At 73.7% G+C, this 12226-nt stretch carries 11 protein-coding genes; 6 read left to right on the top strand and 5 right to left on the bottom strand.

What is annotated here, in order from left to right; translation table 11 throughout:
• Nucleotides 1-257 precede the first annotated feature (257 nt).
• From ABZX90_RS09000 to ABZX90_RS09025, 6 genes are read left to right on the top strand one after another with little or no spacing between them, the layout of a single operon-like run.
• Nucleotides 258-1784, top strand: a complete 1527-nt coding sequence (locus ABZX90_RS09000; protein ID WP_355202806.1) for an ADP-ribosylglycohydrolase family protein — start codon at nucleotides 258-260, stop codon at nucleotides 1782-1784.
• A 7-nt stretch (nucleotides 1785-1791) separates the two neighbouring features.
• Nucleotides 1792-2961, top strand: coding sequence for an ADP-ribosylglycohydrolase family protein (locus ABZX90_RS09005; RefSeq protein ID WP_351128582.1), 1170 nt, complete (start codon nucleotides 1792-1794; stop codon nucleotides 2959-2961).
• Nucleotides 2949-4313, top strand: coding sequence for an ADP-ribosylglycohydrolase family protein (locus ABZX90_RS09010; protein ID WP_355202809.1), 1365 nt, complete (start codon nucleotides 2949-2951; stop codon nucleotides 4311-4313). The genes ABZX90_RS09005 and ABZX90_RS09010 overlap by 13 nt, the downstream gene beginning before the upstream one ends.
• The gene (rbsK, locus tag ABZX90_RS09015) at nucleotides 4310-5203 is read left to right on the top strand and encodes a ribokinase (protein WP_351128586.1); all 894 of its coding nucleotides are present in this window, start codon (nucleotides 4310-4312) and stop codon (nucleotides 5201-5203) included. Before ABZX90_RS09010 ends, rbsK begins: the two co-directional genes overlap by 4 nt.
• Nucleotides 5200-6402: a CoA transferase gene (locus tag ABZX90_RS09020; RefSeq protein WP_355202812.1), complete on the top strand. Its 1203-nt coding sequence runs from the start codon at nucleotides 5200-5202 to the stop codon at nucleotides 6400-6402. Before rbsK ends, ABZX90_RS09020 begins: the two co-directional genes overlap by 4 nt.
• The gene (locus ABZX90_RS09025; protein WP_351128590.1) at nucleotides 6399-7238 is read left to right on the top strand and encodes a CoA ester lyase; all 840 of its coding nucleotides are present in this window, start codon (nucleotides 6399-6401) and stop codon (nucleotides 7236-7238) included. Before ABZX90_RS09020 ends, ABZX90_RS09025 begins: the two co-directional genes overlap by 4 nt.
• A gap of 71 nt (nucleotides 7239-7309) precedes the next feature.
• On the opposite strand, the gene lgt is transcribed toward ABZX90_RS09025, so the two are convergent.
• From lgt to ABZX90_RS09050, 5 genes are all read right to left on the bottom strand, one after another.
• Nucleotides 7310-8458 (bottom strand): prolipoprotein diacylglyceryl transferase, encoded by a 1149-nt coding sequence (gene lgt, locus ABZX90_RS09030; protein WP_355202815.1) that lies wholly within the window; start codon nucleotides 8456-8458, stop codon nucleotides 7310-7312.
• 119 nt (nucleotides 8459-8577) lie between these two features.
• The gene (locus ABZX90_RS09035) at nucleotides 8578-9354 is read right to left on the bottom strand and encodes a thioredoxin domain-containing protein (protein ID WP_351128594.1); all 777 of its coding nucleotides are present in this window, start codon (nucleotides 9352-9354) and stop codon (nucleotides 8578-8580) included.
• 103 nt (nucleotides 9355-9457) lie between these two features.
• A complete protein-coding gene (gene trpA / locus ABZX90_RS09040; RefSeq protein ID WP_351128596.1) occupies nucleotides 9458-10273 on the bottom strand; it encodes a tryptophan synthase subunit alpha in 816 nt (271 codons plus the stop codon).
• The gene (gene trpB / locus ABZX90_RS09045) at nucleotides 10270-11562 is read right to left on the bottom strand and encodes a tryptophan synthase subunit beta (RefSeq protein WP_351128598.1); all 1293 of its coding nucleotides are present in this window, start codon (nucleotides 11560-11562) and stop codon (nucleotides 10270-10272) included. Before trpB ends, trpA begins: the two co-directional genes overlap by 4 nt.
• Nucleotides 11563-11796: 234 nt before the next feature.
• Nucleotides 11797-12006, bottom strand: a complete 210-nt coding sequence (locus ABZX90_RS09050) for a tryptophan synthase subunit(beta) (RefSeq protein WP_351128713.1) — start codon at nucleotides 12004-12006, stop codon at nucleotides 11797-11799.
• Nucleotides 12007-12226: the final 220 nt, after the last annotated feature.

Below are 12226 nucleotides of genomic sequence, written 5' to 3' on the forward strand. Positions count from 1 at the left end.
CGCCGACGGAACCGGGGACGCCCCCCGAGGGCGCGGAACCGGGTTCCCTCACCGTGACAACGGAGCCACGGGCCCCGGAACAGGAGCCCCTCGCCGTGGCGCCGAAGCCGGATTCACTCGGCGTGCCACCAGAGCCGGGGTCGCCCGCCCCGGCGGCAGAACCAGGGGCGCCCCACCCGGAGACGGAGCGGGACTCGCTCCCTGCGGGGGCGGACACGGTTCGACTCGATGTGGCGGCGGGACCGGGTGCCCTCGCCATGGCGGCGCAGCCAGACTCGCTCAGCCCGAAGACAGAGCCGGGATCGCCCGCCCCGGCACCGGAGCCCCTCGCCGTGGCGCCGAAGCCGGATTCACTCGGCGTGCCACCAGAGCCGGGGTCGCCCGCCCCGGCGGCAGAACCAGGGGCGCCCCACCCGGAGACGGAGCGGGACTCGCTCCCTGCGGGGGTGGACGCGGTTTCGCTCGGTGTGGGGGCGGAGCCGATCGCGCTCGGTCCCGTGGCGGGGTCAGGGGCGGCCGGTGCGGGGGCGGAGCCGGGTGTGCACGGTCCGGTGGGCGCGACGGTGGCGCTCAGTGTGGTGGGCGGGGGTGGGACGGTCCGGGAGCGGGGGAGTTTCCCGGTGACGGGGTCCGTGGGGGCGGGGGTGCGGCGGATCGAGGGGCTGCTACTCGGGCTGGCCGCGGGCGATGCCGCGGGATGGCCCGCCGCACGGCACCGGGCCGCGCGGATGCCCGAGTGGACGCGGCGGCTGACCCGCGAGCTGGACACCTTCGCGGAGCAGAACGCGACGACGACCCTGCCCGTGCCGATCGCGCTGAACCAGCCGCCGGAGCCCTTGCGGCTCGGCCCGTCGGACGACGCCGAGTGGGCGGCGTTCGCCGCGGAGGCCGTGCTGCGGGCCGGGGAGACCACGGCGCTCGGCGACCTGAGCCTGGACCGCAGGATGCGAGCGTCCATCGACCTGTCCTGGAACGCCGTCGCCAGCGAGGTCGCCGCCGCGGCGGACCGCGCCCCCGAGGTCGAGTCCGCCCTGCTCCCGCTGCGCGCCCGGATCTCGGTGCGCGCCGGACTCGGCAACCTCGCCACCGGACTGCGCCCGCCCGCCACCGGACACGACAACCCCCACTACTTCGACGACGCCGCCTGCGTACGGGCCTGTGTGCTCGCCGTGGCCCACCCGGGAGACCCCCGACTCGCCGCGGAACTCGCCGAGTTCGACGCCCGCTACACCCAGGACGGCGACGGCGTGCACGGTGCCCGCGCCATGGCCGCAGCCGTTGCACTGGCCCTCGCCGGGCACCCCGTGGACACCTGTGTGGACGCCGCCCTCGCCGAACTGCCCGCCGCGACGGAGATCGGCCGCAACGCCCGCCACGCCCTCGCACTGGCCCAAGGCAGCGAGAGCACCTTCGCCCTGGTCCCCCTGCTGGAGCACCAGATCGTCGACCACGTCTACAGCTACGGCATCGCGGCGGCCGAGACCGTCCCCGTCGCCCTGGCCCTGGCGCTGGCAGCGCGCGGCCGGATCGCCGAGGCGGTGCCCGCCGCCGCGTGCCTGTCCCGGGTCGCCGACTCGGCCCCCGCCCTGGCCGGCGCGCTCACCGGGGCGCTCGGCGGCGCCGCCGCGATCCCCGCCTCCTGGCGCGACGCCTGCCGCACCCTCTCCGGCTGCGCGCTGCCCCGCCTGACGGGGACGGATCTCATCGGGCTCGCCGAACTCCTGGAGGCGACAGGACTCGCCGACCCGCTCGATTCCCCGGAACTGGCGGCCCCAGAGGGATGATTCGGGCATGACGCCCAAAGGAGAAGGAACGGGAACCCTCGACGAACGGATCACCGGAGCCCTCGTCGGAGCCGCCGTCGGCGACGCGCTCGGCGGCCCCGTCGAGGGGTACTCCCCCGAGCAGATCGCCGAACGCCACGGCGGCCGCGTACGCGGCGTCGTCGGCCCCTGGAACGGCGACGACTGGCCCACCGCCCGCCCCATCGCCCCGTACCACAAGGGCGACGGACACGTCACCGACGACACCCTGATGACCCACGCGCTGGTACGGGTGTACGCCACCGTCCGCGACCACCTCGACGCCTACGCCGTCGCCGAGCACCTGGTCCCCGACCTGATGACGACCCCCCGCTGGATTCCGGAACTGGAGGCCGAGGCGCTCCCCCTCCAGCGGATCTTCCTCGCCGAGAAGTGGCTGGTCGCCCGCCTCCACTACGGCCATGTGGACCCCCGCGAGGCCGGCGCCGGCAACATCGTCAACTGCGGTGCCGCGATGTACATGGCCCCGGTCGGCCTGGTCAACGCGGCGAACCCGGCGGGCGCGTACGCCGAGGCGCTCGACATCGCCGGCGCCCATCAGTCCTCGTACGGCCGTGAGGCCGCGGGCGTCTTCGCGGCGGCGGTCGCGGCGGCCTGCTCGCCCGGCGCGACCCCCGACTCGGTCGTCGCCGCGTGCCTGTCGCTGGCCAAGGACGGCACCCGCGAAGCCGTCGAGGCGGTCTGCGAAGTCGCCTCCCGCCACACGGACTTCGAGTCGGCGCTCGTCCCGCTGCGCCGGGCGGTGGCCCCGTACGACACGGTCGGCCCCGACTACCGCTCCCCCTCCCTCGGCGCCCGCCGGCCCTCCCGTCTGCACTCCATCGAGGAACTCCCCGTCGCCCTGGGCATGTTGCTGGTGTCCGGCGGCGACTTCCGGCACGCGGTCCTCGGCTCGGTCAACTACGGCCGCGACTGCGACTCCATCGCCACCATGGCCGGTGCCCTCTCCGGCGCGCTGGGTTCCGAGGTCCCGCACGGCTGGTCGAAGACGGTGGCCGAGTCCAGCCGCCTCGACCTGGACGCCCCGGCGCGTACGCTCGCCGAGGTGACCCGGGAGATCTTCGACCGCGATGTCCACCGCCGCCGGGCCCACGAGGCGGCGTACGCCGCGCTGGCGGGAACGCCGTGCTCCGACTGACCTGGGTCCAACCCGAGGACCTCCTCGGCCACGAGCTCCACCAGGCCGCCCAGGACGGCCGCGAGCCGGCCGCCGTCGCCGCCCGCTGGCGCGCGGCGGGCGGTCGGCAGGCCCCGCTCCGCGCCGGCGCGTCGACGACCCCGGCCTCACCGTCCCTGCGCCGCCTCGCGGCCGATCTCCTCGACGAACTCGCCGCCCTGCCGAGACGGTTGGCGGACGACGAGCCGACGGATCTGGCCCTGATCAAGGCCGGCTGCCCCAGCTGGCCGCCCCCTCGGTACGCGCCCGCGCCCGCTCCCGCCCGGGCCCGCCTGGAAGCCGCCTGGCTCGGCCGGGCCGTGGGCTGCCTGCTGGGCAAACCCGTGGAGAAGCTCCCCCTCCACGCGATCCGGGCACTCGCCCGGGCCTCGGGCAACTGGCCCCTGAACACGTGGTTCACCGCGCGGGGCGTACCCCAGGACCTCCTGGACGCCCACCCCTGGAACCGGCGCTCCGCGCCCACCTCCCTGGCCGAGAACATCGACGGCATGCCCGAGGACGACGACCTCAACTACCCCCTCCTGAACCTTCTGTTGCTCCAGCGCCACGGCAGGGACTTCACCACCGCGGACGTGGCCCGCCTCTGGCTGGACGAACTGCCCGCCGGCCGCACCTTCACCGCGGAGCGCGTCGCGTACCGCAATCTCCTCAGCGGCATCGAACCCCCGGACACCGCCCGCCGTCACAACCCGTTCCGCGAATGGATCGGCGCCCTGATCCGCGCGGACGTGCACGGCTGGACCAACCCGGGCGACCCGGCCGGAGCCGCGGAACAGGCCCACCGCGACGCCACCCTCACCCACACGGCCAACGGCGTCTACGCAGCGATGTTCACGGCCGCCGCCATCGCCGAGGCGGCCACCGGGGCGAGCGACATCCACGCCTGTCTGCGGACCGGGCTGACCGTCGTCCCGCCCGGCTCCCGGCTGGCCCGAGCGGTCCGCCATGCCGTCCGACTCGCCCGTACGACACCGGACTTCGACACCGTCGTCGACGAACTGCACAGCACCCACCGCGACTGCCACTGGGTCCACGCCGTCCCCAACACCGCGATCATCGCCGCCGCCCTCACCCACGCGGACGGCGACTTCGGCGGCTCGGTCTGCCGGGCGGTGTCCGGCGGCCTGGACACCGACTCGAACGGCGCGACGGCCGGAAGCATCGCGGGCCTGCTCGCGGGCGACCCCGCCGGCCTGCCCGACCGCTGGACGAGCCCCCTCAAGAACCGGCTCGCCACCTCCGTCGCCGACTTCAACGGCATCGGCTTCGACGCCCTCGCCCACCTCACACAACGGGAGACCGTTCGCCCATGACCCATATCGCCGTGCTCGGCAGCACGAACATGGACCTCGTCGCGTATGTCGCCAAAGCCCCGCAGCGCGGAGAGACCGTGACGGGACGGGAGTTCCGCACGATCCCCGGCGGCAAGGGCGCCAACCAGGCGGTGGCTGCCGCGCACGCGGGCGCCGACGTCTCCCTGATCGGCGCGGTGGGCGCCGACGCCTTCGGCAGCCAGCTCCGTTCCACGCTGGAGCACTTCGGCGTGAACACCGACCATCTGCGCACCACCGAGGGCCCGTCCGGCACCGCACACATCGTGGTGGACGACGAGGGCGGCAACGCGATCGTCGTCATCCCCGGCGCCAACGGCACCGTCACCTCCCTCGCCCCCGGCGACGAGGGCCTCATCGCCAGCGCCGACGCGTTGCTCCTCCAGCTCGAGATCCCGCTGGAAGCCGTGCTCTCCGGCGCGGAGGCCGCGCGCCGGCACGGCGTCCGGACGATCCTGACCCCCGCCCCCGCACAGTTCCTTCCGCCCCAACTACTGGCCGTCATCGACCTGTTGGTGCCCAACCAGCACGAGGCCGCCGCGCTCACCGGCTTCACCGACCCGCACGGAGCGGCCGCCGCGCTGCTCGAACAGGTCCCGGAGGTCGTCGTCACGCTGGGCGCGGAGGGCAGCCTGTATGCGGCCCGGGGCGCCGAACCCGTCACGGTGCCCGCGCCCAGGGTGACCGCCGTCGACTCCACCGGAGCGGGCGACACCTTCGTCGGCACCCTCGCGGTGGCGCTCGCCGAGGGCCGGGAGATGCCGGAGGCGCTGGCGTGGGCGTCGGCGGCCGCCGCGATGTCGGTACAGCGGCCCGGGGCCTCGTCCTCGATGCCGTACCGCTCCGAGATCGACGCCCAGGCCGGCGCGTGAGCGGGCACCCGGCGGGCGGCCCCCTCAGCGGCCTGCGCGTCCTGGACCTCGCGACCCTGTTCGCGGGGCCGCTCGCCGCCACCATGCTCGGCGACTTCGGCGCGGAGGTCGTCAAGGTCGAGCACCCCGCCCAACCGGACCCGTCCCGGGGGCACGGTCCCTCGAAGGACGGTATCGGCCTGTGGTGGAAGCTCCTCGGCCGCAACAAGCGCACGATCACGCTCGACCTGTCGAAGCGCGGCGGCCGCGAGACCCTGCTCCGGCTCGCCGCCGACGCCGACGTGATCATCGAGAACTTCCGCCCGGGCACACTGGAGAAGTGGGACCTGGGCTGGGAGGAGCTGTCCGCGGCCAACCCCCGTCTGGTCCTCGCCCGGGTCACCGGCTTCGGCCAGTTCGGCCCGTACGCGCACCGCCCCGGCTTCGGCACGCTCGCGGAGGCGATGAGCGGCTTCGCGGCGATCACCGGCGAGCCGGGCGCGCCGCCGACCCTCCCCCCGTTCGGCCTGGCCGACTCGATCGCCGGACTGGCGACGGCGTACGCCGTGCTGACCGCGCTGACCGCGCGCGGGAGCACCGGCGAGGGCCAGGTGATCGACATGGCGATCATCGAACCGATCCTGACCGTCCTCGGCCCGCAGCCGATCTGGTACGACCAGTTGGGCCATGTCCAGCCCCGCACCGGCAACCGCTCGGCGAACAACGCGCCCCGCAACACCTATCGCACGGCGGACGGTTCCTGGGTCGCCGTCTCGACGTCGGCGCAGTCGATCGCCGAGCGGGTGATGCGGCTGGTCGGCCGCCCGGACGTGATCGACGAGCCGTGGTTCGCGACCGGCGCGGACCGGGCACGCCATGCCGACGTCCTGGACGGGGCGGTCGGCGCGTGGATCGCCTGCCGCAAGCGCGACGAGGTCCTCGCCGCCTTCGAGGAGGCGGAGGCGGCGATCGCCCCCATCCAGGACGTCCGGGACGTCATGACCGACCCGCAGTACCAGGCCCTGGACTCGGTCACCACCGTCGACGACCCCGAACTGGGCCCGCTGCGCATGCAGAACGTCCTCTTCCGGCTCTCCGCCACGCCCGGTGCGATCCACTGGGCGGGCCGCCCGCACGGCGCGGACACCGACGCCGTGCTCACCGAACTCGGCCTGACGGGGCCCGAGATCGAGGAGCTGAGAGCGGAGGGCGCGCTGTGACGGCGGAACTCCTGCCCCTCACCTGGCTGTACGTGCCCGGCGACCGTCCCGAGGTGGTGGCCAAGGCCCTCGCCTCCGGTGCGGACGTCGTCCTCGTCGACCTGGAGGACGCGGTCGCCCCGCACCGCAAGGAGTACGCCCGCGCCGCCACCGCCGACCTCCTCGCCGAACCGCCGCCCGTCCCGGTGCACGTCCGGGTCAACGCCCTCGACGGCCCGTTCGCCGACGCCGATCTGAAGACGCTCTCCTCGCTCCCCGGCCTGTCCGGTCTGCGCCTGCCGAAGGTGACCTCGCGCTCCGACGTCGTACGGGTGGCGGAGAGCGCGACCCCCGCGGAGGGCGGCACGATCCCGCTCTACGCCCTGCTGGAGACGGCTCTGGGCGTGGAGCAGGCCTTCGCCATCGCGTCGTCCCATCACGCTCTGCGCGGTATCGCGCTCGGCGAGACGGACCTGCGGGCCGACCTCGGCGTCCGCGACGAGGCGGGGCTGGACTGGTCCCGGGCCCGCCTGATCGTGGCCGCCCGGGCGGCGGGACTGCCCCCGCCCGTCCAGTCGGTCTACCCCGACATCCGCGATGTGGAGGGCCTGGCCTCGTCCTGCGCGCACGGCCGCGCCCTCGGCTTCCTCGGACGCGCGGCCATCCACCCCCGCCAGCTCCCCATCATCGAGCGGGCCTATCTCCCCACCCCGGCCGAGGTCGACTCCGCCGAGGCCGTCATCCGGGCGGCCGCCGCCGATCCGGGGGCCCAGGCCCTGCCGGACGGCCGTTTCATCGACGCGGCGGTCGTCACGGGCGCCCGCCGCACCCTCGCCCTCGCGCAGCGCCTGGTCTGAGACAACGCGAAGGGGGCGCCGCGTTCCAGGACGCGGCGCCCCCTTCGGTGCACTCGGTGTACGGGGAGAACTCAGCTCTTCTTGGCCGACCCGGCCTCGTCCCGCGACTGGGACTCCGCCTCCGACTCCGCGTCGGACTCCTTCTCGGACTCCGTCTCGGACTCCGTCTCGGATGCGGACCCGGCGGACCCGGCGGGTTCCCTCGACGTCACGGACTCGGTGACGGCCGGCTTGTCGAGGTCGACGGAGTCGCCGTCGGCCCCGGCCTCGCTCTTGTCCCCGGCCTTGTCCCCGGCCTTGTTCTTGTCGCCGTCCTTGGCCGCGGCCTCGTCCTCGGCCTCGTCCTTACCGGAAACGGACTTGCCGGAAGCGGACTCGTCGTCCTCGGCGGGGGCGTCCGCTTCGGCGCCCGGCTCCACGATCTCCTCGCGCCCCGGACGCAGCCGGGACGAGAGCACCATGTAGAGCACCGCGAGGAGGAAGACCACCATCGCGGTCCAGTCGTTGAGACGCAGGCCCAGGATGTGGTGGGCGTCGTCGACGCGCATGTACTCGATCCAGCCCCGGCCGACGCAGTACGCGGCGACGTACAGGGCGAAGGCGCGTCCGTGGCCGAGCTTGAAGCGGCGGTCGGCCCAGATGACCAGGAAGCCGACGCCGACGCACCACAGGGACTCGTACAGGAACGTCGGGTGGTAGTAGCCGGGGACGCGCCCGTCCGTGGAGGACGTGATGTGCAGCGCCCACGGAAGGTCCGTGGCCCTGCCGTACAGCTCCTGGTTGAACCAGTTGCCCCAGCGCCCGATCGCCTGGGCGAAGGCGATACCGGGCGCGAGGGCGTCGGCCCACGCGGGCAGCGGGATGCCCCGGCGGCGGCACCCGATCCACGCGCCCAGCCCGCCGAGCGCGATCGCGCCCCAGATGCCGAGCCCGCCCTCCCAGATCTTGAAGGCGTCCACCCAGTCACGGCCCTCGCTGAAGTACAGCTGGTAGTCCGTGATCACGTGGTAGAGCCGGCCGCCGACGAGGCCGAAGGGCACGGCCCAGACCGCGATGTCGGCCACCGTGCCGGTCCGCCCTCCCCGGGCGATCCAGCGCTTGTTGCCGAGCCAGACGGCTACGAAGACGCCGATGATGATGCAGAACGCGTAGCCGCGCAACGGAATGGGGCCGAGGTGCAGCACACCGTGCGACGGGCTGGGAATGTAGGCAAGTTCCATGGCAGGGTCGACGCTACCGTGCCGGACGCCACCCACGGCGGGCGGCCCCGCAACGGGTCCATAACGTGCGGCGCCCCCGGCCCGCGGACAGGCGGGGGGCGCCGGAGCCTGCGGACGGCTCAGCCCTTGTTGGCCGCCTCCACCATCTGCTTGAGCTTGGCGGGGGTCATCGACTGGTCCGCGTAGATGTTCTTGCCGCCGAGGAGCACCGTCGGTGTGCCCGTGAAGCCGCTGCTCTGGAACGCGGCGTTCGACTTCTCGACCCAGCTGTCGTGCGTACCGTCGTTGACGCAGCCGCGGAAGGCCGGGGTGTCCAGGCCGTCGACCTTGCCGGCGAGCTCGATGAGCTTGCTGTTGTCGGCGAAGGCGTCGTCGGTCTCCTTGGGCTGGTTCTCGTACAGCACGTCGTGGTACGCGCTGAACTTCCCGGCGTCCTGGGCGCACGCCGCGGCGTTGGCGGCCTTGCGGGAGCCGCTGCCTCCCATGTTCCCGTCGATCAGCGTGACGAGGTGGTACTCGACCTTCAGCTGCCCGGAGTCGACCAGCTCGTGGATCGTCGGGCGGTAGGCCGTCTCGAACGCCTGACAGGCCGGGCAGCGGAAGTCCTCCCACACCGTGAGGGTCGACTTGGCGCTGTCCTTGCCGACGGGGATCGCGAGACTGTCCTTGCCGGTGGCGCCCGAGGGCGACACGACCGGTCCCGACGTGTCGCTCTTCTTGTCCTTGCCTGCGTTGGCGGCCACCACGCCGATCACGGCGGCCAGGCCGAGGACGCAGACCACCGACGCCCCCACGATCAGCGCGCGCCGGCGCTTCTCCGCGGCCTTCTGCTTCTCTCGCTCGACCGCCAGCCGCTCGCGGGCGTTGCGCTTTCCGTCACGGTTCTTCTCGCTCACATCCGGCAGAACGAACCGGGGAGGCGCAGCGCGCCTCCCCGGTCCAAGGTCCACTCGTTCGGGTGAGCGGATTGTCCGTTACGTGCGGATCCTCGCGGTGGCGTTACGCCGTTCCGCGCACACCCTTCGCGAGGTCGCCCGCGAGTGCCCGTACGGCTTCGAGACCGGCCGCCTCGTCGGGCGCGTCCAGCATCCGCTTCACGAACGCCGAGCCGACGATCACGCCGTCGGCGAAGCCGGCCACCTCGGCGGCCTGCGCGGCGCTGGAGACACCTAGGCCGACGCAGACGGGCAGCTCGGTGGTGGCCTTGGTGCGCGCCACCAGGTCCTGCGCCTGGGCCCCGACCGACTCCCGGGTGCCGGTGACACCCATGAGCGAGGCCGCGTAGACGAAGCCGCTGCCCGCCGCGGTGATCTCGGCGAGCCGGGCGTCCTTGCTGCTGGGCGCGACGACGAAGACGGTCGCGAGGCCGTGCTTCTGCGCGTGCTCCCTCCACAGCGCCGACTCCTGGACGGGCAGGTCGGGCAGGATGCAGCCCGCGCCGCCCGCCTCGGCGAGCTCGGCGGTGAAGCGCTCGACGCCGTAGCGGTCGATCGGGTTCCAGTACGTCATCACGAGGACGGGCTTGCCGGTGGCCTCGAAGGCCTCCCGGACCGTCCGCATCACGTCCGCGATCCTGACGCCGCCGCGCAGGGCGATGTCGTCGGCGGTCTGGATGACGGGTCCGTCGAGGACCGGGTCGCTGTGCGGCAGCCCGATCTCGACGACGTCGGCGCCGCCGTCGAAGACGGCCTTGACGGCGGCGATGCCGCCGTCGACGGTCGGGAACCCGGCCGGCAGGTACGCGATGAGGGCGGACCGCCCCTCCGTCCTCGCCGCGGCGAGGGTGTCGCTCAACAGCTCGATGTTGCCGCTCACTTGGCGTCCCCCTCGATCTCGGCGTTCTCGCTGTCGGCGTCCGCGGCGACGACGGCGTCTACGCCGTTGTCGTAGAGGCCGAAGTAGCGGGCGGCCGTGTCCATGTCCTTGTCGCCGCGCCCGGACAGGTTGACGACGATCAGCCCGTCCTTGCCCAGCTCCTTGCCGACCTCCAGGGCACCGGCGAGCGCGTGGGCGCTCTCGATCGCCGGGATGATGCCCTCGGTGCGGGAGAGCAGCCGCAGGGCCTGCATCGCCGCGTCGTCGGTGACGGCGCGGTACTCGCCGCGTCCGCTGTCCTTGAGGTAGGAGTGCTCGGGGCCGATGCCCGGGTAGTCGAGTCCGGCCGAGATCGAGTAGGGCTCGGTGATCTGGCCCTCCTCGTCCTGGAGGACGTACGACCGTGATCCGTGCAGGATGCCGGGCTCGCCGGCGGTCAGGGTCGCCGCGTGCTCCCCGGTCTCCAGCCCGTGCCCGGCGGGCTCGCAGCCGATCAGGCGTACGCCGCTGTCGGGGATGAAGGCGTGGAAGAGGCCGATGGCGTTGGAGCCGCCGCCGACGCAGGCGACGGCGGCGTCGGGCAGTCGGCCCGCGCGCTCCAGGATCTGCCGCCGGGCCTCGACGCCGATGACCCGGTGGAAGTCGCGGACCATGGCGGGGAAGGGGTGCGGGCCCGCGACGGTCCCGAAGAGGTAGTGGGTGCGGTCGACGTTGGCGACCCAGTCGCGGAACGCCTCGTTGATGGCGTCCTTGAGGGTGCGGGAGCCGGACTTCACGGCGATGACCTCGGCGCCGAGCATGCGCATCCGGGCCACGTTGAGTGCCTGGCGCTGGGTGTCGATCTCACCCATGTAGATGGTGCATTCGAGGCCGAAGAGCGCGCAGGCGGTGGCCGTGGCGACGCCGTGCTGGCCGGCGCCGGTCTCCGCGATGACGCGGGTCTTGCCCATCCGCCGGGTGAGCAGGGCCTGGCCGAGCACGTTGTTGATCTTGTGCGAGCCGGTGTGGTTGAGGTCCTCGCGCTTGAGGAAGATCCGCGCGCCACCGGCGTGTTCGGCGAAGCGCGGCACCTCGGTGAGGGAGCTCGGGCGTCCGGTGTAGTGGACGAGCAGATCGTCGAGCTCGCGGGCGAACTCGGGGTCCGCCTTCGCCTTGTCGTACTCGACGGCGACCTCGTCCACGGCGGCGACCAGCGCCTCCGGGATGAACTTGCCGCCGTACGCACCGAAGTAGCCCTCGGCGCTGGGGATCTGACCCTCGGGGTCGGGAATGAAGAACTCGCTGGGCATGCGGATACCTCGCAGGGGCGACAGCCCCGGTTACGGGATCGGACAGGGGTCACGGAAGCCGGACGCACCCGCGCTCCGCCGTCACCGACGATCTCGTCGGTGAGAGCACCCGCCCCGCTGCCGGGCCACCCGCGCACGCGACGGACGTGCCGTCGCGAGGACTGGAGGTGCGGTGCCTGACAGGGCTCGGTCCACCTCTGCGGTGGACTAGGCCCGGTCCACCTCTGCGGTGGACTAGGCCGGGGAGGGCGCGAGCGCGCGTACGCGCCCGGGCCATCGCATGCCGTTGACCTGACCCGGCTCGTCGCCGATGACGTAACGGACCCGGCGCCCGTGCACACGGCGTGCGGGCGCCCGGCAGCCACGCGGCCGACAGCCGCGGGCGAGCCGGGCGTAGGGGTCACGGGCCGCCGAAGGGACCGGGAGCACGGCGGCGGACGGCACACGAGGGCGCCCGGCGTACGTGTCCCCGGGAAGGAGGGAGGGGTGTGTGCCCGGCGCGACGGCCGGGAGCGGGCCCCCGTCGTCCGGCCCCGGCACGGCTGACCCGGCCCGGGACGGCGAGACCTCGCCGGCCGGACGCGGCAGGGCCGACCCCGCGCGCGCCGGTACGCCGTCGGGGCACGGGCCCGGACGGGGTACGGCGGGGGCGAGGGTCGGGGCG

Origin of the sequence: Streptomyces sp. NPDC002935, assembly GCF_040611295.1 — a bacterium.
Classification (GTDB): Bacteria; Actinomycetota; Actinomycetes; order Streptomycetales; family Streptomycetaceae; genus Streptomyces.